Source organism: Streptomyces sp. NPDC057694, assembly GCF_042799415.1.
Classification (GTDB): Bacteria; Actinomycetota; Actinomycetes; order Streptomycetales; family Streptomycetaceae; genus Streptomyces.
Map to the genome: position 1 here is coordinate 175,727 of NZ_JBHVIX010000013.1, position 20,313 is coordinate 196,039.

The 20,313-nt window shown below is 72.6% G+C and carries 18 protein-coding genes and 1 pseudogene; 4 read left to right on the forward strand and 15 right to left on the reverse strand.

Annotation, left to right across the window (positions count from 1 at the left end):
- Positions 1–62 precede the first annotated feature (62 nt).
- Positions 63–1,376 (forward strand): ammonium transporter, encoded by a 1,314-nt coding sequence (locus ACFVDP_RS26420; protein ID WP_383494579.1) that lies wholly within the window; start codon positions 63–65, stop codon positions 1,374–1,376.
- Positions 1,373–1,711: a P-II family nitrogen regulator gene (locus tag ACFVDP_RS26425; RefSeq protein WP_383494382.1), complete on the forward strand. Its 339-nt coding sequence runs from the start codon at positions 1,373–1,375 to the stop codon at positions 1,709–1,711. Before ACFVDP_RS26420 ends, ACFVDP_RS26425 begins: the two co-directional genes overlap by 4 nt.
- Positions 1,712–1,759: 48 nt before the next feature.
- Here ACFVDP_RS26425 and ACFVDP_RS26430 read toward each other — a convergent pair.
- Together ACFVDP_RS26430 and ACFVDP_RS26435 are read right to left on the reverse strand one after the other, a co-directional pair.
- Positions 1,760–2,119 (reverse strand): annotated as a pseudogene (locus ACFVDP_RS26430) (transglycosylase family protein); the annotation flags it as partial.
- A gap of 365 nt (positions 2,120–2,484) precedes the next feature.
- A complete protein-coding gene (locus ACFVDP_RS26435; RefSeq protein ID WP_383494385.1) occupies positions 2,485–2,838 on the reverse strand; it encodes a cytidine deaminase in 354 nt (117 codons plus the stop codon).
- Positions 2,839–3,003: 165 nt separating this feature from the next.
- On the opposite strand from ACFVDP_RS26435, the gene ACFVDP_RS26440 reads away from it, so the two are divergent.
- Positions 3,004–3,981 (forward strand): zinc-binding dehydrogenase, encoded by a 978-nt coding sequence (locus tag ACFVDP_RS26440; protein WP_383494388.1) that lies wholly within the window; start codon positions 3,004–3,006, stop codon positions 3,979–3,981.
- 19 nt (positions 3,982–4,000) lie between these two features.
- Here the strand turns inward: ACFVDP_RS26440 and ACFVDP_RS26445 are convergent, their stop codons facing one another.
- The 8 genes from ACFVDP_RS26445 to ACFVDP_RS26480 form a co-directional block, all read right to left on the reverse strand.
- Entirely contained in the window at positions 4,001–4,357 is a 357-nt protein-coding gene (locus ACFVDP_RS26445; protein WP_383494391.1) for an MmcQ/YjbR family DNA-binding protein, read from the reverse strand.
- On the reverse strand, positions 4,354–5,646 hold the full coding sequence (locus tag ACFVDP_RS26450) for a hemolysin family protein (protein WP_383494394.1): 1,293 nt from the start codon (positions 5,644–5,646) through the stop codon (positions 4,354–4,356). Before ACFVDP_RS26450 ends, ACFVDP_RS26445 begins: the two co-directional genes overlap by 4 nt.
- Entirely contained in the window at positions 5,643–6,140 is a 498-nt protein-coding gene (gene ybeY / locus ACFVDP_RS26455; protein WP_383494397.1) for an rRNA maturation RNase YbeY, read from the reverse strand. Before ybeY ends, ACFVDP_RS26450 begins: the two co-directional genes overlap by 4 nt.
- Positions 6,141–6,155: 15 nt before the next feature.
- Positions 6,156–7,190 carry a PhoH family protein gene (locus ACFVDP_RS26460; RefSeq protein WP_383494399.1) on the reverse strand — a complete coding sequence of 345 codons (1,035 nt, stop codon included), beginning with the start codon at positions 7,188–7,190 and terminating at the stop codon, positions 6,156–6,158.
- Between the two features lie 164 nt (positions 7,191–7,354).
- Positions 7,355–8,107, reverse strand: coding sequence for a GNAT family N-acetyltransferase (locus ACFVDP_RS26465; RefSeq protein WP_383494402.1), 753 nt, complete (start codon positions 8,105–8,107; stop codon positions 7,355–7,357).
- A 264-nt stretch (positions 8,108–8,371) separates the two neighbouring features.
- Positions 8,372–9,463 (reverse strand): carbohydrate kinase family protein, encoded by a 1,092-nt coding sequence (locus ACFVDP_RS26470; protein ID WP_383494405.1) that lies wholly within the window; start codon positions 9,461–9,463, stop codon positions 8,372–8,374.
- A gap of 233 nt (positions 9,464–9,696) precedes the next feature.
- On the reverse strand, positions 9,697–10,992 hold the full coding sequence (locus ACFVDP_RS26475) for a glucarate dehydratase family protein (protein WP_383494408.1): 1,296 nt from the start codon (positions 10,990–10,992) through the stop codon (positions 9,697–9,699).
- Complete coding sequence (locus tag ACFVDP_RS26480; RefSeq protein ID WP_383494411.1) at positions 10,989–11,972, reverse strand: 5-dehydro-4-deoxyglucarate dehydratase; 984 nt, start codon at positions 11,970–11,972, stop codon at positions 10,989–10,991. The genes ACFVDP_RS26475 and ACFVDP_RS26480 overlap by 4 nt, the downstream gene beginning before the upstream one ends.
- A gap of 364 nt (positions 11,973–12,336) precedes the next feature.
- Here ACFVDP_RS26480 and ACFVDP_RS26485 point away from each other — a divergent pair, with 364 nt between their 5' ends.
- Entirely contained in the window at positions 12,337–13,662 is a 1,326-nt protein-coding gene (locus ACFVDP_RS26485; protein WP_383494413.1) for an MFS transporter, read from the forward strand.
- Here the strand turns inward: ACFVDP_RS26485 and ACFVDP_RS26490 are convergent.
- The 5 genes from ACFVDP_RS26490 to ACFVDP_RS26510 all read right to left on the reverse strand — a co-directional run bounded on the left by ACFVDP_RS26490 (position 13,638) and on the right by ACFVDP_RS26510 (position 20,164).
- On the reverse strand, positions 13,638–14,684 hold the full coding sequence (locus ACFVDP_RS26490; protein WP_383494416.1) for an adenosine deaminase: 1,047 nt from the start codon (positions 14,682–14,684) through the stop codon (positions 13,638–13,640). The genes ACFVDP_RS26485 and ACFVDP_RS26490 overlap by 25 nt on opposite strands.
- A gap of 24 nt (positions 14,685–14,708) precedes the next feature.
- The gene (locus ACFVDP_RS26495) at positions 14,709–15,617 is read right to left on the reverse strand and encodes a ribonuclease Z (protein ID WP_383494419.1); all 909 of its coding nucleotides are present in this window, start codon (positions 15,615–15,617) and stop codon (positions 14,709–14,711) included.
- 16 nt (positions 15,618–15,633) lie between these two features.
- A complete protein-coding gene (locus ACFVDP_RS26500; protein ID WP_383494422.1) occupies positions 15,634–15,987 on the reverse strand; it encodes a histidine triad nucleotide-binding protein in 354 nt (117 codons plus the stop codon).
- Between the two features lie 237 nt (positions 15,988–16,224).
- The gene (locus ACFVDP_RS26505; RefSeq protein WP_383494424.1) at positions 16,225–19,482 is read right to left on the reverse strand and encodes a PDZ domain-containing protein; all 3,258 of its coding nucleotides are present in this window, start codon (positions 19,480–19,482) and stop codon (positions 16,225–16,227) included.
- Between the two features lie 58 nt (positions 19,483–19,540).
- Entirely contained in the window at positions 19,541–20,164 is a 624-nt protein-coding gene (locus ACFVDP_RS26510; RefSeq protein WP_383494427.1) for a hypothetical protein, read from the reverse strand.
- Positions 20,165–20,313 lie beyond the last annotated feature (149 nt).

Genomic DNA, 20,313 nt, shown 5'->3' on the forward strand with positions numbered 1-20,313 from the left:
CCGGGTTAGGGATTCGGAAACGCGCGCCCGTGACGCTGGCCCGCATGACCGCGACGACCGTCATGACCGCATCGCCCCTGGCCGCCCCCGCCCTCGACTCCGGTGACACCGCCTGGCTGCTCGCCGCCACCGCCCTCGTCCTGCTGATGACACCGGGCCTCGCCCTGTTCTACGGCGGCATGGTCCGCACGAAGTCCGTCCTCAACATGCTGATGATGAGCTTCGTGTCGATCGCGCTCGTGACGGTGGTGTGGCTGGTCGCCGGGTACTCGCTCGCCTTCGGCGACGACGCGTTCGCCGGGCTGATCGGTGATCTGTCGCACGCCGGGATGGCGGGCATCGGCCCGGACTCGGTCACCGGCACGGTCCCCACCTTCCTCTTCACCACCTTCCAGCTGACCTTCGCGATCATCACGGCGGCGCTGATCAGCGGGGCGGTCGCGGACCGCACGCGGTTCGGGGCGTGGCTCGTCTTCGTGCCCGTGTGGGCGCTGCTCGTATACGTCCCCGTCGCGCACTGGGTCTGGGGGCCCGGCGGCTGGATCGCGAACCGGCTCGGCACCCTCGACTTCGCTGGCGGACTGGTCGTCGAGATCGCCTCGGGCGCCTCCGGGCTCGCCCTGTGTCTCGTCCTCGGCCCGCGCATCGGGTTCAAGAAGGAGGCCATGCGCCCGCACAACCTGCCGATGGTGATCATGGGCGCGGGGCTGCTCTGGTTCGGCTGGCTCGGCTTCAACGGCGGTTCGGCGCTCGGCGCGAACGGGATCGCCGCGGCCTCCCTCTTCAACACCCTGATCGCTGGCTGCACGGGCCTGCTGGGCTGGCTCTTCGTGGAGCAGAAGCGCGACGGGCACCCGACGACGTTCGGCGCGGCCTCGGGCGCGGTGGCCGGGCTCGTCGCGATCACGCCCGCGTGCGGGGTCGTGGGAGTGCTGGGCGCGGCCGTGGTCGGGCTCGCGGCGGGGATCGTCTGCTCGTACGCCGTCGCCTGGAAGTTCCGCTTCCACTACGACGACTCGCTGGACGTCGTGGGCGTGCACTTCGTCGGCGGTGTGGTCGGCACGCTGCTGATCGGCCTGTTCGCGACGTCGGCGATGACCGGCTCGGCGGCGAAGGAGGGCCTGTTCTACGGCGGCGGGTTCGGGCAGTTGGGCAAGCAGGCGCTCGCCGTGCTGGTCGTCGCCGCGTACACCTTCCTCGTCACGTACGGGATCGGGAAGGTCATCGACCGGCTGCTGGGCTTCCGGGCGGAGGCCGAGGCGGAGCTGACGGGCCTCGATCAGACGGTGCACGCGGAGAGTGCGTACGATCACGGCGTCCTCAGTGCCTCCACGCACCCCTCGCACGCTCCCGCTGCCCGAAAGGTCGCGCCATGAAGCTGATCACCGCGGTCGTCAAGCCGTACCGCCTCGACGAGGTCAAGACGGCGCTGCAAGAGGTGGGTGTCCAGGGTCTGACAGTGACCGAGGCCAGTGGCTACGGCCGGCAGCGCGGGCACACCGAGGTGTACCGGGGCGCCGAGTACCAGGTCGACCTGGTGCCGAAGGTGCGGATCGAGGTCGTCGTCGGGGACGAGGACGCGGAGGCCGCGATGGACGCGATCGTGCGCGCCGCGCGGACCGGGAAGATCGGTGACGGCAAGGTGTGGGCCGTGCCCGTCGACACCGTGGTGCGGGTGCGGACGGGCGAACGGGGCCCCGATGCCGTCTGAGTCATTCTGTGCGGCCGCCTGAGTCATTCTCCGCGGCCGCGCCGATTACAGGCTGACGCCGCAGTTCGGCCAGGCGGTGGCGCCCTGGTCGGCGAGGACCTTCTGGGCGACGGTGATCTGCTCGGCCTTGCTCGCCTGGTGGGCGTTGGCGGCGTACTGGGTGCCGCCGTACGCGGCCCAGGTGGACGGCGTGAACTGCAGGCCGCCGGAGAAGCCGTTGCCGGTGTTGGCGGACCAGTTGCCGCCGGACTCGCACTGGGCGACGGCGTCCCACGAGCCGGCCGCGGCGGTCGCCGCGGAGGCCGAGCCGGTGCCGGCGAGCACCATGGCGCCGGAGGCGCCGACGAGGGCGGTACCGACGGCGAGGGCACGGACACGGGACGAGGTCTTGCGGGCGAGGGAGAACACGTAGAGAAACCTTTGTTCGGGGTCGGGGACCGCCCGGCGCTTCCCAGGTACGGGAGCTGCGAAACGCATCGGCGCCGGGCAACTGCTCCACCATGACCGCCGTGTCCGGGTTTGCCCCATGAGGCGAAGGTCCTGCCGACGGGACCTTGGTCCTTCTTTCACCTCGCGCCGCACCGGGACCCCCGCCCCGGGCCGAACCGCCCTCGCCCTTGCCCCGCAAGGCCCGTACGCCCTCCGGAGACGACAGCGCGGGCCGGGACCAAAGTCCCGGCCCGCGGCCGACGTGAGCGTCTTCACTCCCCCGGAGCGGAAGCCGCTCTATTACTGGGCGAGGGGCATTTGCTGTGACCCACGCCTCGCGCAGGTCAGCCGGCCTCGACGGTCGCCCGGACCGTTCCGTCGGCCGCCGCCAGGAACACCGGCGTGCCGCTGCCGCCCAGGTCGCGCACGGCGGCGATGTCCGCCTCCTCCAGGGTGTCGGCCGCGGAGACCACGGCCGCCGCCTCCAGGGACTGCGCGCCGGACGCCACGGCCATGGCGACGGCCGTGCGCAGCGCGCTCAGCTCGAGAGAGTCCAGGGCGACGGTGCCCGCGACATAGGTGCGCCCGGTCTCGTCGCGCACGGCGGCACCCTCGGGCACACCGTTGCGGGCCCGTGCGGAGCGGGCCAGGGTGACGATCTTGCGGTCCTCGGGGCCGAGGTCGGTGCTGTCAGTCATGGAGTGAGCATAAGGAGGAGGCGGGGGGCGCCTCGACGCCGGGACGGCCGCGCACCCGGCACCCGGCATCAAGCATCAACACCCTGTAGATAACTAACCAGTTCGTACATTAGGCTGGGATTCCCCTGGAGACCCCCGAGGCACCCACCGCCCGCAGGAGCCCGTATGAAGGCCGTCGTCCTCACCGCCCCCCGCCGCCTCGCCGTCGTCGACGATCTGCCGGAGCCCGCCCCCGGCCCCGGCGACGTCGTCGTCGCGCTCGAAGGACTCGGCGTCTGCGGCTCCGACCTCTCCGTCTACGAGGGCCATCGCGCCGTCCCCGCCCTGCCCTGGGTCGTCGGGCACGAGGCGTTCGGCCGGATCGTGGCGACGGGCTCGGCCGCCGCGGGCCGCAAGGTCGGCGAGCGTGTCGTCGTCGAGCCGAACTACGCGTGCCTGGACTGCGCCGACTGCCGCCGCGGCCTGACCTCAGCGTGCCCGCACCGGGCCATCGTGGGCATGGACGCGCCGGGTCTGCTGGCGGAGCGCTTCGCAGTGCCGGCCGGCTTCGCGCACACCGTCCCGGAGGAACTGGACGTGCGGGACCTGGCCGCGTTCGAGCCGTACGTGGTGGCGCGCACGGCGGTCAAGCGCAGCGGGATCACCAAGGGCGAGCGGGCCCTGGTGCTCGGTGCCGGAGCGCAGGGCCTGCTGGTCTGCCAGTCGCTGCTGGCCCTCGGCGCCGAGCCGGTCGTCGTCGAACTGCACCCCGGACGGCTGGCCCGCGCGGTCGCTCTGGGCGCCACGGCGGCGGACGGCGGCGACCGCGGCTTCCTCCGCCTCTACGAGACGACGGGCGCCGCCCAGGCCCTAGCGGCAGCCCTCCCCCGCCTCACCCCGGGCGCCACCCTCACCCTGATCGGCCTCGACTCGGCCCCACTGCCCCTGACCATGGAGCAACTGGTACGCGGCCAGCTCACGGTCCAGGGCTCACTGATCTACGACCACCCGCACGACTTCCGGGCGGCACTGGACGACGTCACGTCCGAACGCGTCCACCCATCGGTGGCCCTCACCACGCGGTACGCCTTCGAGGACGCGCCGCGTGCGTTCGCGGAGGCTCGCAGCCAGCCGGGCAAGACGTGGATCGAGGGGCCCCGCTAGAACCAGGAGATCCGGGAGGTCACGGCCGGTCGAGTTTCAGCCGTTCCGCCCGCGGCAGCCCCGCCACCACCAAGTCGTACGAGTCCTCGACCAGTTCACGGACGAAGGCGGACGGCAGCTCCCCCACCGTCACCGTGTTCCAGTGCCGCTTGTTCATGTGCCAGCCCGGCAGGATCACGCCCTCGTACTCCCGGCGGAGCCGGATCGCGTCCTCGGGGTCGCACTTGAGGTTCACCGTCAGGGGCCGCGCGTCCAGGCCGGTCAGGGCGAACATCTTGCCCAGGACCTTGAAGACCGAGGTCTCCGGGTTGAACGGGAACTCCTCCACCGCCGCGTTGAACGACAGGCAGAGCGCGCGCAGCTCCTTCGGGGTCACTCGGTGTCCTCGCCCTTCGGCGCGACCGGCTCCACGAGCACCGTCACGATCTTGTTCCGGCGCCCGGCGGAGTCCTCCGCGGTCAGCCGCAGCTCCCGCCCGTCCGGCAGGGTCACCAGCGCGGACGCGGACGCGATCGGCACCCGGCCGAGCGCCTTCGCGAGCAGCCCGCCGACGGTCTCCACGTCCTCGTCGTCGTACTCCTCGATGCCGTACAGCTCACCGAGATCGCCGATGTCGAGGCGCGCGGTGACCCGGAAACGGTTCTCGCCGAGCTCCTCCACCGGCGGCAGTTCCCGGTCGTACTCGTCGGTGATCTCGCCGACGATCTCCTCAAGGATGTCCTCGATGGTGACGATGCCGGCCGTGCCGCCGTACTCGTCGATGACGACCGCGACGTGGTTGCGCAGCTGCTGCATCTCGCGCAGCAGGTCACCGGCGTTCTTGGTGTCGGGGACGAAGGCCGCCGGGCGCATCGCCGTCGACACCAGCTCGGCCTCGGCGTCCCGGCTGATGTGCGTCTTGCGGACCAGGTCCTTCAGATAGACGATGCCGACGATGTCGTCCTCGTTCTCCCCCACCACGGGGATCCGGGAGAACCCGGAGCGCAGGGCGAGGGTGAGCGCCTGGCGGATCGTCTTGTAGCGCTCGATGACGACGAGGTCGGTGCGCGGCACCATCACCTCGCGGACCAGGGTGTCGCCCAGCTCGAAGACGGAGTGCACCATGCGGCGCTCGTCGTCCTCGATGAGCGACTCCTTCTCGGCGAGGTCGACCATGGCGCGAAGTTCGGCCTCGGAGGCGAACGGGCCGCGGCGGAATCCCTTGCCGGGCGTCAGCGCGTTGCCGATGAGGATCAGCAGGGGCGGGATCGGGCCCATGATCCGGGCCAGCGGCAGCAGCACGTACGCGGCCGCCGTCGCCGTGTTCAGCGGGTGCTGGCGGCCGATGGTGCGCGGCGAGACGCCGACCGCCACGTACGACACCAGGACCATGACGCCGATCGCGACGAGCAGCGCCTGCCAGGTCTGGCTGAACTGCTCCAGGCACGCGTACGTGACCAGGGCGGCCGCCGCCATCTCGCAGGCCACCCGGACCAGCAGCGCCACGTTCAGATAGCGGGTCGGGTCGGCGGCGACCTGGGCGAGCTTCGCGCTGCCGCGCCGCCCGGACCTGACGGCCTCCTCGGCGCGGAAACTCGACGTCCGGGCGATGCCGGCCTCGGCACACGCGGCCAGCCAGGCGACGACGACGAGGGCGACGGCCCCCGCGATCAGGGAAAGGCTCATGACACCGTCGGGGCCGGCGACGGACCCTCGATCCCCTTCTCCGCGCGCCAGCCGTCCACGATGGCCGCCTGGAGCCCGAACATCTCGGCCTTCTCGTCGGGCTCCTCGTGGTCGTAGCCGAGCAGGTGCAGCACGCCGTGCACGGTGAGCAGCTGAAGCTCCTCGTCCATGGAGTGCTCCGTCGGCGCGTCCGCGCCCTGCTGCTTCGCGACCTCGGGGCAGAGCACGATGTCACCGAGGAGCCCCTGCGGGGGCTCCTCGTCGTCCTTCATCGGCGGACGCAGCTCGTCCATCGGGAAGGACATGACATCCGTCGGTCCCGGCAGGTCCATCCACTGCACGTGCAGCTGCTCCATGGCGTCGGCGTCCACGACGATCACCGACAGCTCGGAGAGCGGGTGGATGCGCATCCGCGCGAGGGCGTAGCGGGCGATGTCGAGGATCGCCTGCTCGTCGACCTCGGTTCCGGATTCGTTGTTGACGTCGATCGACATGGCGCTGTTGGTTCTCTACTTCCCTCTGGGGCGGCCCTTGTGGGTGCCGTTCTCCGTGTCGTGCTCGGTGTCGTACTTCTCGTACGCGTCGACGATACGGCCGACCAGCTTGTGCCTCACGACATCCTGGGACGACAGGCGCGAGAAGTGCACGTCGTCGAGCCCCTCCAGGATCTCCTGGACCTGCCGGAGCCCCGACTTCGTGCCGTTGGGCAGGTCGACCTGCGTCACGTCACCGGTGATCACGATCTTCGACTCGAACCCGAGCCGGGTCAGGAACATCTTCATCTGCTCGGCGCTCGTGTTCTGCGCCTCGTCGAGGATGATGAAGGCGTCATTGAGCGTGCGACCCCTCATATACGCCAGCGGCGCCACCTCGATCGTCCCGGCCGCCATCAGGCGCGGGATCGAGTCGGGGTCGAGCATGTCGTGCAGGGCGTCGTACAGCGGGCGCAGGTACGGGTCGATCTTTTCGTAGAGGGTGCCGGGGAGGAAGCCGAGGCGCTCGCCCGCCTCCACCGCGGGGCGGGTCAGGATGATGCGGTTGACCTGCTTGGACTGGAGGGCCTGGACGGCCTTGGCCATCGCCAGGTAGGTCTTGCCGGTGCCGGCGGGGCCGATGCCGAAGACGATCGTGTGCTTGTCGATCGCGTCGACGTACCGCTTCTGGTTCAGGGTTTTGGGGCGGATGGTGCGGCCCCGCGAGGACAGGATGTTCTGCGTGAGGACCTCGGCGGGGGTCTCCGCGCCGTCGCCCTCGCCGTTCTGCGTCGCTTTCAGCATCGCGATGGAGCGCTCCACGGCGTCCTCGGTCATCGGGGCTCCCGTCCTCAGGACCAGCATCATCTCGTCGAACAGGCGCTGGACGAGGGCCACTTCGGCGGGCTCTCCGGTCGCGCTGATCTGATTGCCCCGGACGTGGATGTCGGCCTCCGGGAAGGCCTTCTCGATCACTCGCAGCAGTGCGTCGCCGGATCCCAGGACCTCGACCATGGGGTGCTTGGCCGGGACGGTGAACTGCGCGCGGGCGCTGGATGGTGTCTGCGTCATGAGCCGGGCCGGTGGCCCTTGCTTCCTCCCCGTACGGGCAAGTGGAATCTGCGGGATCTTGCTGCGGGTGTTACACCGCCAAGGGTACGGCGCGGGTACGACAACGCCGAGCGGGTTTCCGGATACGGCCGGGGCTCCAGGGGCGGGCCCCGGCCGCACGTGGCTCAGGCTTCGAGCCGCGCGTACAGGCGGGTTCCGCACGGCTGGAACCCGACGCGTTCGTAGACGCGCCGGGAGTCCTGGCCGCCGTACTCCAGCCACACCGATCCCACGCCGCGCTCGCGCAGCATGGTGCGGGCCAGTTCGGCGGTGACGGCGGCGGCGATGCCCTGCCCGCGGTGGGCGGGGCGGGTGCCGACGCCGGCCAGTTCGGCGGTGCCCGCGGCGGGGGCGCTGCACAGGGCTCCCCCGGCGACGGTGCCGTCCGCCGCCCGGACGAGCCGGACGGCGCCACCGGTGTCCGCCGTGCGGCGCAGCCGGGCCGCGCCCTCGTCGGACGACGAGAACTCGCCCCCGAAGGCCTCGGCGAGCGCCCCGTCGAGGTGCAGGTAGTCGGTGTCGGACTCGGGTGCGGTGACGTGCGGGCCCGCCTCGGGCACGGCGAGCGTGTCCGGGGTGCACACCAGGTAGGTGTGCTCGGCCTCGGTGGTGAAGCCCGCCGCGATGAGCGCGGCGGCCGCCTCGGGTGCGGCGTCCGGCGCGAACTCCAGGCGGGGCACGAGGTCCCGCTCGCGGAACGCGGCGATCAGGGCCGCCACGTCGGCCGCGCCGGGGGCGGCGCCGGGCAGCGGGGTGGCGTAGTTGACGAAGGGGCTGGTGGTGTCCGGGTCGAAGCCGAGGACGAAGCCGCCGATCTCCACGGGCGCCGGGCGGCGGCGCAGGTGGGTGACGGTGAAAAGCTGGACGTCGTGGTCCATGGTGATGGTGATTCCCTCACGTGAGAAACGCGCACAGATGTGGGTGCGTGGGGCCGCCGTGAGGAGGCGTGGGCGCCCGGTACCGAACCGTACGGAGAGCCGTACGAGAAAGGTGTTCAGTACCGACGGCGGCCGCTGTTGGTCGCCGAGTTCATGGGCTTCAGTCCTTGACGGATGAGAAGGCGGGTCGCCGTCGGGTGACGGCGGCCGTCACTTTCGCACGGCCGCCGCCCGCCCCACAAGGCTTTTTGGGCGGAAGACCTCTCAGGCGGACCGGCCGAAGCCGATCGTCGGCACCGCGCGCCGCAGCGGCCACGGCCGGGTCGTGTCGGGCAGCAGCGGGTGCAGGAAGGCGTACCGGTTCAGCGCGGTGCGGTCCTGGTCCGCGTACGAGCGCACCTGCTTCCACCAGGCCGCGATCTCCGACCAGCCGGGCGCGGACAGGGAGCCGCCGAACTCCTGGACGGAGAGGGCCGCGGTGAGTCCGGCGAAGGCGAGCCGGTCGGCGAGCGGCCAGCCGGCGAGGGTGCCGGTGACGAATCCTGCGACGAAGACGTCCCCGGCGCCGGTCGGGTCGAGCGCCTCGACCTCGATGGCCGGGACGGAGGCGGTCTCGCCGGTGCGGCCGTCCACGGCGTACGCGCCCTCGGCGCCGAGGGTGACGACGGCGAGCGGGACGTGTTCGGCGAGGGCGTGCGCGGCGGCGCGGGGGCAGGAGGTGCGGGTGTAGCGCATCGCCTCTTCGGCGTTGGGCAGGAACGCCTCGCACTGGCCGAGGTCGGGCAGCGCGGCCAAGTCCCAGCGGCCGGTCTCGTCCCAGCCGACGTCCGCGAAGATCCGGGTGCCGTGGCGCGCGGCCTCGCCGACCCAGGGTTCGTCGACGCCCGGTGCCAGGGAGGCGACGGCGGCTCTGGAGCGCGGCGGGCAGCGCGGGGCGGGCTCCTGGGGCGGCGGCTCGTGGCCGTGGCTCACCATGGTGCGTTCGCCCTCGTAGGCCATGGAGACGGTGACCGGCGAGTGCCAGCCGGGGACGGTGCGCGAGTAGCCGAGGTCGATGCCCTCGCCCTGTTCGAGGGTGTCCCAGCAGTACTCGCCGTAGTGGTCGTCGCCGAAGGCCGCGGCCAGTGAGGTGTGCAGGCCGAGGCGGGCCAGGGCCGTGGCCATGTTGGCGACGCCGCCGGGGCTCGAACCCATGCCGCGCGCCCAGGACTCGGTGCCGCGGACGGGGGCCGAGTCGAGGCCGGTGAAGATGATGTCGAGGAAGACGGTGCCGGTCAGGTAGACGTCGCAGGGTGGGTCGGCGGGGGTGCGCAGGGGGGCTAGGGGGTCGGTTCGGGGCCTCTCTGCGAGTGGCACGGGGTCCTCCCTGGGGGTGCGGGTTTGGACAGTGTGCCTGAACCGTGGGCGGGGCCGTCGGAAGCGTGTGCCATGTTCCGGTGCTCTTCCGACCGTCCCGCCGTCGTGGCTGGTCGCGCCCCGCGGCGGAGCCACTGATGGACACAGCCCCGCGCCCCTGAAGGGCGAGCTTCGCTCGCTTCAGGGGCGCGGGGAACTGCGCGGGAAGAGGCCACCGGCCCGCAGACGGCGAACTACCAGCGCGGGACCGCCGGCGTCACCCAGCCCGGCTCAAGCACGCGCATCGCCGCCGCATCGTCCCGGTCCCGCAAGTGCGCGAACGACTCGTCCAGCCACCGCTGGTGCAGGCGGGCGAGCTTGTCGGGGTCGAGGGTGACGCCGAGGCCCGGCGCGTCGGAGACGGTGACGCGGCCGTCGGTGAAGGTGAGGCGTTCGGTGAGGACGTCCTCGGACTGCCACGGGTAGTGGGAGTCGCAGGCGTGGTGCAGGTTCGGCACGGTGGCCGCGACGTGGGTCATGGCGGCGAGGCTGATGCCGAGGTGGGTGTTGGAGTGCATGGAGACGCCGACGCCGAACGTGCGGCAGATCGCGGCCAGTTGCTGGGTGTTGCGCAGCCCGCCCCAGTAGTGGTGGTCGGAGAGGACCACCTGCACGGCGCCGGTGGTGAACGCCTCCTGGATCTCGGCGAACGTCGTCACGCACATGTTGGTGGCGAGGGGCACTCCGGCGCGGGCGGCGACCTCGGCCATGGCGGGGGTGCCGAGCGCCGGGTCCTCCAGGTATTCGAGTACGTCCTTGAGCTCGGCGGCGACCTTGAGCGAGGTCTCCACGGACCAGGCGCCGTTGGGGTCGAGGCGCAGGGGTTTGCCGGGGAAGGCCTCGGCGAGGGCGTGGACGGCGGCGATCTCCTCGTCGGGCGGGAAGCAGCCGCCCTTGAGCTTGAACGACTCGAAGCCGTAGCGCTCGTTGAAGAGGCGGGCCTGGGCGACGACGCCGGCCGGGTCGAGGGCGGCGCCCCAGTCGTCCTTCTCGCTCGCCACGCCGTCGGGGTGCTCGGCGTTCTTGTAGAAGAGGTAGGCGCTGTACTCGACGCTGTCGCGCAGTTTGCCGCCGAGCAGGGCGTGCACGGGCAGGCCGAGCGCTTTGCCGAGCGCGTCGAGGCAGGCCACCTCGAAGCCGGAGACGACGGACAGGCGCAGCTTGTCGGCGGTCTGGACGCCGCGCAGGCCGCCGACGTCGACCTGGTCGTCGACGCGGGATTCATCGACGGAGACGGCGTCCGCGATCGTGAACAGGCTGTTGAGGTCGGCGACTTGGCGGCCTATGAGGCGCTCGGCGAAGGGGCGGGCCAGTTCCAGGTACTTGGCGTCGCCGTACGTCTCGCCGACACCGGTGGTGCCGTCGGCCGTGATCACCTCGACGATCAGCCGGGGTGTGTACGGCTGGTGCAGGCCCTGGGTGTTCAGCAGGGGCGGGTCCGCGACGAGGATCGGGGTGAGGCGGACGTCGGTGATCGTCAGGTCGGTCATCGGGCGGCTCCAGATGCGGCGGGTTCGCGTACGAGGTCGAGGCCGGCGGCGAGCACCCGCTCCAGGTCGGCCAGGTCGGCCGGGGCCGGGTCGGCGAGCGGGGCGCGGACGGGGCCGACGGGGCGGCCGCGCAACCGGGCGGCGGCCTTGACGAGCGAGACGCCGTAGCCGGGGACGCGGTCGCGGATCTCGACGAAGGGGAGGTAGAACGCGCGCAGCAGGCGGTCGACCCGGGGGTGGTCGCCGTCGCGCAGGGCCGTGAAGAAGGCGTCGGCGATCTCGGGGGCGAAGGCGTGCACGGCCGAGGAGTAGGCGGGGACGCCCACGGCGGCGTAGGCCCGGGCCTGGATCTCGGCGGTGGCGGCCCCGTTGAAGAACAGGAAGCCGTCGGGCGCGGCGAGGGTGAGGCGCTGGAGCCGGTCGAGGTCGCTGTGGCCGTCCTTGAGGCCGATGACGGTGGGCAGGGCGGCGATCGCCTTCACCGACTCGGCACTGAAGGCGACCTGGTCGCGCTGGTAGACGATCAGCGGGAGCCGGGTCAGCGCGGCGATGCGCTCGACCTGCGCCACGAGTCCGCTCTGCGGGCCGCTGACGAGGTAGTGCGGCAGGACGAGGAGGGCGTCGGCGCCCGCCTCCTCGGCGATGCGGGCGAAGCGGGCGGCCTGCGCCCAGCCGTAGCCGATCCCGGCGACGACGGGCAGCCGGCCCGCGCTCTCCTCGACGGTGGCCGTGACGACCTGCCGGTACTCGTCCTCGTCGAGGGAGAAGAACTCGCCGGTGCCGCAGGCCGGGAAGACCGCGCCGGGCCCGGTGGCCATCTGCGCGGCGACGTACTCCCGGTAGGCGTCGAGGTCGAGCGAGCCGTCGGCCCGGAAGCCGGTCAGCGGGAAGGAGAGCACGCCTCGCGTCATGCCCGCGCGCAGCCGCTCCACCGTCTCCGCCACCGCTGCTGTCTCCGTACGTAGCTGCGATCCACACATGTAAACGGAGATTAGATATGCGAACAGACGGCGTCAATGGGCCGGGGGTACGGCCTGCCGGAGCACGGTCCGTCGAAGCGCGCCCGGAGCACGGGGAATCAACGGGAAAGCCGCCCGCCGTCCGCCGGAAAGTCACCGCAACTACCCGGCCGAACCACCCACAAACCAAATGTGGTGCGCGTCACAAGATCCCGGCTTTCTCGGGGCCCTTTCGGGTTGATACAAATTGGCCGCGCCCCAACGTCCCCGGTTCGGTCCCGTTCGCAAAGACGTCGCGCTCCCACACCCCTTTCCTTACCACCCCCTTGCCCAAAACAGCGTTCCGACGTGTCCAGGGCAGGGGGTCCGTCCTACAGGAACGCCCGTGTCCTCGCGCACTCCCCGGCCCGCGCTCATAGCCCTCTTCACGGCCGGGTATCTCGCCGCCTATCTCCTGCCCACGGTTGTCGGCCGTCTCGCCGACAGCCTGCGCCTGAACCCCACCCAGGCCGGTCTCATCGGCAGTGCGCTGCTGCTGAGTTCGGCCACCGCGGGACTGACCCTCGCGGCCCGTGTCGAACGGATCGGAGCACGCCGCGCCGCCCGCGCCGGACTGCTTCTCGCGGCCGTCGGCTACGGCACCGCGGCGCTCGCCTCCACCGTCCCGCTGGTCGTCGCGGGTGCGATGATCGGCGGCTTCGGCTCGGGCGCCGCGACGGCCGTCGCCGCCACCGGGATCGCCGCCCAGAAGGACCCGCACCGCGCCTCGACGCTCGGCCTGCTGTCCGTCTCGGCGCTCGCGGGCGCCCTGTATCTCACGATCCCCCGGGTCAGCACCGGACACATGCTGCCGTTCGCGGCGCTGTCCCTGACCGCGCTGTGCGTCTGGCCCGCGACCCACTTCCTGGGTGCCCCGGCGGGCCCGGACAACAGTGCGGCCCCCGCTCCCAAGTCGCCGCTTCCCTACGCCCGTTCAGGGCTTCTGCTCGCCACGGTGATCGTCTGCTGGTCGATGGCGCAGAACTCCCTGTGGGGCGTGAGCAGCCGCATCGGCACCCAGCAGGCGGGCCTGTCCGAGGTCGCCGTCGGCTCGGTCTTCGCGATCGGGCTGGGCGCCGGACTGCTCGGCGTGCTGGGCGCGGGCGCGCTCGGCGCCCGGCTCGGCCGCGCGGTCCCGATCGGCGCGGGCACGGCGGCCATCGCCTGCTGCATCGCGCTGAGCGCCCGCGCGGACGGTCTGGGTTCCTTCGCCGCCGGTGAGATCGCGTGGAACACCCTCTACCCGGTGGTGCTCTCCTACCTGCTCGGCCTCGCCGCGTCCCTCGACCCGCGCGGCCGCTGGGCGGTCCTGGTCGGTGCGGCGTCCTCGCTCGGCACGGCCTGCGGGCCGCTCGTGGGCAGTTCGCTGTCGCAGTCGGCGGGCTTCCCCGCGATGGGCGCGGTCCTCGCCACGCTGCTGCTCCTGCTGGCCGTGCCGCTGACCGCGGTGGCCCTGCACACCGGCGGGCGGCCGCTGTTCGCGGGCGCGGCCCGACGGCGCAGCGGCGCCCCGGTGGGCGCGATCGTCCCGCCGTCCGGCCTGCCCGAGCAGCCGGTCTACGAGTTCGAGGTGCCCGCGGCCGGGTACGAGGCCGGACCGGAGCCGGTCCAGGGCGAGTTCACGACGGCGGGACCCCGGCAGTCGGGTCAGTCCGTCGCGTCGAACGCGTAGGCCTCGACCTCGGCGAGGTAGCGCGACCGCAGCGCCTCGTCCTCGGCGCTGCCGTCCAGGAAGGACGCCACGAACGAGTTGCGGGCCAGTTCCCGCAGCCGTTCGTGGTCCAGGGCGAGTGCTTCGCCGACCGCGTGGAAGTTGTCGCCCGCGTAGCCGCCGAAGTAGGCCGGGTCGTCGGAGTTGACCGTGCACACGAGCCCGGCGTCCATCATGGCGACGAGCGGGTGGTCCTCCAGGACGTCGATGGTGCGCAGCCGCACGTTCGACATCGGGCACAGGGTCAGCGGGATCCGGTCGCGGACCAGGCGGGCCACGAGCTCGGGGTCCTCCAGGGAGCGCAGGCCGTGGTCGACGCGCTCGACGCCGAGCACGTCCAGGGCCTCCCACACGTAGCTCGGGTCGCCCTCCTCGCCCGCGTGCGCGACCTTGCGCAGGCCGAGCTCGCCCGCGGCCTCGTACACCTCGCGGAACTTCGAGGCGGGGTTGCCGACCTCGGCGGAGTCGAGCCCGACGCCGACGATGCGGTCGAGGTACGGCTTCGCGTCGTTCAGCGTCTCCAGCGCCGACTCGGCGGACTGGTCGCGCAGGAAGCACAGGATGAGCTTGGTGGAGACGCCGTGCCGCTCCTCGCTGCGCGCGAGCGCCCGCGACAGGCCCTCCACGACGGTCCCCATGGCCACGCCGCGCGCCGTGTGGGCCTGCGGGTCGAAGAAGATCTCCGCGTGCCGCACGCCCTGCGCGGCGGCGCGGGCGAGATAGGCGTCGGCCAGCGCCTCGAAGTCGTCCTCGGTGATGAGGACGGCCATCAGCGCGTAGTACAGATCGAGGAAGGACTGGAGGTCGGCGAAGAGGTACGCCTTCCGCAGCTCCTCGGTGTCGGCGTACGGCAGGGTGATGCCGTTGCGGCCGGCGAGCTCGAAGGCCAGCTCGGGTTCGAGAGTGCCTTCGATGTGCAGGTGGAGCTCGGCCTTGGGGATCAGGGCGTGCGACGCGAGGGGCGCGAGTGGTGCGAGGGACATCCCTTCATCGTACGGCCCCGCTGGTCAGACGCGTTTGGGCACGGTGACGCGGTCCAGGTCGCGGGCGACCGTCAGCTCCCCCTCGAACCCGGCGGCCCGCGCCTGCCGGGCGAACTCCTCGGGGTCGGCGTAGCGCTGGCTGAAGTGGGTGAGCACGAGGTGCCGCACGCCGGCGTCCCGGGCGACCGCGGCGGCCTGCCCGGCGGTGAGGTGTCCGTGGTCGGCGGCGAGCCGCGCGTCCTCGTCGAGGAACGTCGACTCGATGACGAGCAGGTCGCAGCCCTCGGCGAGCGCCGTGACGCCCTCGCACAGCCGGGTGTCCATCACGAACGCGACCCGCTGCCCGCGCCGCACCTCGCTGACGTCGTCGAGCGTGACCCCGCGCAGCTCGCCCGCCTTCTGGAGCCGGCTGATGTCGGGCCCGGTGATGCCGTGCGCCGCCAGCCGCTCGGGCAGCATGCGGGGCCGGTCGGGCTCGATCAGGAGGTACCCGTACGACTCGACGGGGTGGGACAGGCGGCGCGCCTCCAGGCGGTAGCCGGGCGTCTCGGCGAGCACCGCGCTGTCGCCGCCGACCGGTTCCTCGGTGATCCCGACGGTCTCGCGGTACGCGGTGGCGTACCGCAGCCGGTCGAAGAACCGCTGGCCGGACTTCGGGTAGTGGGCGGTCACCGGGTGCGGGACGCGGTCGAGGTTGATCCGCTGGATGACACCCGCGAGGCCGAGGCTGTGGTCGCCGTGGAAGTGGGTGACGCAGATCCGGTGCAGGTCGTGCGCGGCGACGCCGGCGCGCAGCATCTGCCGCTGCGTGCCCTCGCCCGGGTCGAAGAGGATGCCTTCGCCGTCCCAGCGCAGCAGGTAGCCGTTGTGGTTGCGGTGCCGCGTGGGCACCTGGCTGGCGGTGCCGAGGACGACGAATTCCCGTACGGACATCAGGAGTCGGCCGTGCCTATCCGGGGGGCCACTGGAGGCCGCGGCCGCCGAGGATGTGGGCGTGCGCGTGGAAGACGGTCTGGCCGGCGCCGCTGCCCGTGTTGAACACGAGCCGGTAGCTCTCCAGCTTCTCCTCCTTGGCGACCTCGCCCGCCTCGCGCAGCACGTCCGCGGCGATGGCCGGCTCGGCGGCGGCCAGGGAGGCGGCGTCGGGGTGGTGCACGCGCGGGATCACCAGGATGTGGGTCGGGGCCTGGGGGTTGATGTCCCGGAACGCGACCGTGGTCTCCGTCTCGCGGACGAGCGTGGCGGGGACGTCTCCCGCGACGATCTTGCAGAACAGGCAGTCCGCCTGGGGTTCGCCGGGCATGTTCCGATCTCCTTCTGCGCGGGGTCGCGGCCTGGCCGCATGGTATCGATCAGCCGGGCGGGCCCGGGCCCCTGGGTTGTCGGTCGTGTGCGGCTCGCGTCGTGGCTGGTCGCGCAGTTCCCCGCGCCCCTGGAAGCGAGCTCCGCTCGCCCAGGGGAGGCTGCGCGAAGCACATGCCTCAGGGGCGCGGGGAACTGCGCGATCAGCCCCCACCGGCCCGCACCCCGCGACGGGACGTCACCCGGCAGACGGGTCCGGCAGGACCGGGGCCGACTTCGCCGGGGTCTCCACCAGCGCGGCCAGCGCAAGGCGGACGGCCTCGTCGAGTTGCGGGTCACGCCCGGCGGCAGCGTCGTGCGGCGCCACGACCACCTCGACGTCCGGATCCACCCCGTGGTTCTCGAGCCCCCACCCGAACCCCTCCATCCAGGTCGCGTACTTGGGCTGCGTCACCAGCGTCCCGTCCACCAGCCGGTACCGGCTGTCGATCCCGATGACGCCGCCCCAGGTGCGTACCCCCACCACGGTCCCGATCCCGAGCGCCTTGATGGCGGCGCTGACGATGTCCCCGTCCGACCCGGAGAACTCGTTGGCGACGGCGACGACCGGCCCCCGGGGCGCGTCCATCGGGTACGTGAAGGGCCGGCTGCCGCGCGGCACGTCCCAGCCGATGACCCGGCGCGCGAGCTTCTCCACGACGAGCTGGGAGGTGTGCCCGCCCCGGTTCTCCCGGACGTCGACGACCAGGCCCTCGCGGGCCACCTCCACGCTCAGGTCGCGATGGATCTGCGCCCAGCCCGGCGCCTGCATGTCGGGGACGTGGAGATAGCCGAGCCGCCCGCCGGAAAGCTGATGGACGTACGCCCGCCGGTCGGCCACCCACGCGTGGTAGCGCAGCGGTTCCTCGTTCTCCAGCGGGACGACGACCACATGGCGGGCGTCGCCGCCGCCGGCCGGCGAGACGGTCAGTTCGACGGGCTTGTCGGCGGTGCCGACGAGCAGCGGTCCCGGGCCGGTGACCGGGTCGACGGGCAGCCCGCCGACCGCGACGATCGCGTCACCGGCGCGCACGGCGACGCCCGGCGCGGCGAGCGGGGACCGGGCGCGCGGGTCGGAGGTCTCCGAGGGCAGCACCCGATCGATACGCCAACTGCCGTCCTCGTGGCGGGAGATGTCGGCGCCGAGGAGCCCCTGCCGGCGCCGCGCGGCGCCACCCCCGCCGCCCGGCGAGACGTAGGCGTGCGAGGTGCCGAGTTCGCCCTGGACCTCCCACAGCAGGTCGACGAGGTCGTCGTGGGTGGCGACCCGGTCGAGGACGGGCCGGTAGCGGGCGAGGACGCCGTCCCAGTCGACGCCGTTCATGTCGGCGCGCCAGAAGTTGTCCCGCATCAGGCGGCCGGTCTCCTCGTACATCTGCCGCCACTCGGCGGCCGGGTCGACGCGCTGGGAGATCCGGGCCAGGTCGACCGTGATGTTGGTGTCGCTTGCGTCGTCGTGCGCGGGCCGCCGGTCGCTGGGGACGACCTTCAGCGCCTCGCCCGTCCACAACAGCACCCGCTTGCCGTCGCCGGTGACCTCGAAGTGGTCGGCGTCCGCGCCGATCTCCTCGATGCGCCGCTGGAGCAGGTCGTAGCGCTCCAGGCGGGTCTTGGGCTCGGCGTCGCCGAGGACGGCCCGGGTGTCGCCGAGGACGCCGCGCACCGGGTGCCGCAGCCACAGCACGCCGTCCTTGGCGGTGCGCAGCGTCGAGTAGCGGGCGGCCTCGACGGGGAACGGCACGATCCGGTCGACGAGCCCTTCGAGGTCGACGCGGGTGGCGGGGGCGCCCTCGCTCTCCGGGGTCTCGGCGCCGGGGCTGTCCGGCGCGTCGAAGGGCCGCCCGTGGCGCTGCGGCCCGAACGGCGACGGGGTCGTCGCGGCCAGCGTGATCAGATGCGGCCGGGATCCGCTGACGAAGGCGAGGTCGAAGGAGTGCTCGTCGTAGACGGGGTCGAAGGAGCGCGCCGACAGGAACGCCAGATGCTTGCCGTCGAGCGTGAACGCGGGCGCGTAGTCCCGGAATCTGAGCGGTGTCGCCTCGCTGACGGACAGGTCCGCCGCGTTGGCCAGTTTGAGCTGGCGCAGGTCGTGCGGGCCCGGGTGCGACCAGGCGAGCCAGGCCGAGTCGGGCGAGAACGTCAGGCCGGTGGCGTGGCCGTCCTCGCTGCGGTCCACCTCGCGGACGTCGCCGCTGTCCCGCTCGACGAGGAGGACCCGGCCGTCGTGCGCGGCGACGGCGACCCGCCCGCCGTCCGGGGCGACGGTCAGCCCGAGGACGCGGCCGAGCCGGCCCCCGCCGAGGCGGCGCGGGGTGGTGCCGGGCGCGGTGCCGGTGGCGGGCGCGAACTCCAGGGCGTCGTCGCCCTCGGCGTCCGTCACCCACACCACGTGTTCCTCGCCGTCGACCCGGAAGGTGTGCGGGAGCCGGGTCCTGACGCCGGGCTCCGCGGCCAGCGCGCGGGCGGGGCCCGAGCGGTGGGTCACCCAGTGCACGGCGCCGCGCACCGAGACGGCGCTGCCGCGCCCGGTGTGGTCGGGCGAGGCGGCGCCGAACCACTGGGCGGCGTCCACCGCGCGCGGCCGCAGATCGGTGCGCTGTCCGCCGAGCCGGATGTCGAGGCGCCGGGGTGCGGCGTCGGCGGCGAGCAGGTCGTCGACGGCCCACAGTTCACCGGCGGCGGCGTAGACGACCCGGGCGCCGTCGGTCGCGGCGTGCCGGGCGTAGAAGCCGGTACCGGAGCTGACGGGGGTGTGGCGGCGCAGGTCGGACCCGTCGGCCGCCGAGGAGTACAGGGCGCCGACGCCTTCGTGGTCGCTGAGGAAGGCGATCCGCTCGCCGACCCACATGGGGTACTCGATGTTCCCGTCGAGGCCTGCGTGCAGCCGTACGAACTCACCTGTGTCGGCGGCGTCTTCGGCGGCCCGGCCGACCCACAGTTTGCCCGCGGTGCCGCCCCGGTACCGCTTCCACCAGGCGGCCTCCCGGCCCATCGGCACGGAGAGCAGCACCACTTGGGAGTCGGGGCCGTACGCGACCGTGCCGACCGGCCCGTACGGCAGTGTCTCGGCGGGCCCGCCGTCCAGCGGCAGCGCCCGGGCCCAGCTGCGGCGCAGCGACGCCTGACCGTACGTACTGACGGCGAGGACCCGGCCGTCGGGCGTCCAGTCGCGCACGGACGTGGTCCAGCTCCCCCAGTACGTGAGGCGGTCGGCCGGTCCGCCGTCGACCGGCGCGACCAGCACCTCGGGGGCGCCGTCGCGGCGCGAGGTCCAGGCGACGGTGGCGCCGTCGGGGGAGATCCGGGGGTGGCCCACCGGCACGTTGTCGGCGCTGATCCGCCAGGCGCGGCCGCCGTCGAGCGGCGCGGCCCACACGTCGTCCTCGGCGGTGAAGACCACCAACTCGCCGTGCGGGTGCGGGAATCGGAGATAGGCAGAGGCGGCAGGGTTCGTCACCCGGCCAGCCTAATTTTGCGGTGCTGCCCACGTCCGCGATTTCGGGATCACCAGGAGTTCACTTGTCCTGATCCGCCCCGGAGGTGGTGCAGGTCGGCTCGGGCTCCGGCGCGGTGACGGTCTCGGTGACCGTCCGGGTCTCGCCGGGCTCGGGGTGCCAGGACTCCTGGCCGGACTCGCCGTCGGACGGCTCGTGCGACTCCCACGTCTCCGACGGCTCAGGCTTCTCCGACGGCTGCCAGGTGTCCGAAGGCTCGGACTGCGGCGGATTCGTGTCCTCGCCGCCCTCGCAGTTCCCGAGCACGCCGACGTGGAACCAGAGCTTCCCCTCGACCTTCGCCGTGAACGATCCCCGCACGCACTTGCCGGAGACCACATCGTTCGCCCAGCCCGTGAGCGTGATGCTCTTGCCGTCCGTCGTCTTGCCCTGACAGTCGACGCGCACCACCTCGGCCGTGGACCCGTTGCCACTCGTGCGGCTGACGTACGTGCCGCTGCAACTGAGCCAGCGCACATGGGCGTTCTGCCGGTTGAGCTCGGCCGTGGCCTGCTGGTCGGTGGTGGCCGCGACGGTCGACGGGTTCAGACCCCCCTCGACCGGCTGGCACGCCACGGCTCCCAGTCCGGCGACGGCCACGCACGCGGCAGCCGCCGCGACGCGCCGCCCCCGTAACCGGAGCAAACGGTCACCGATACCCCTCAATGCCCCCATGTGCGGCAGGATCCCACCCCGGATCCCCGGGCGGTAGAGCAGTTGCGGCCAGCAGTGCGGGCCCGCCCGCGGCGGGGCTCAGGGAGTGTTCCGGGGCCGCAGCCACTCCTGCGGTCTAC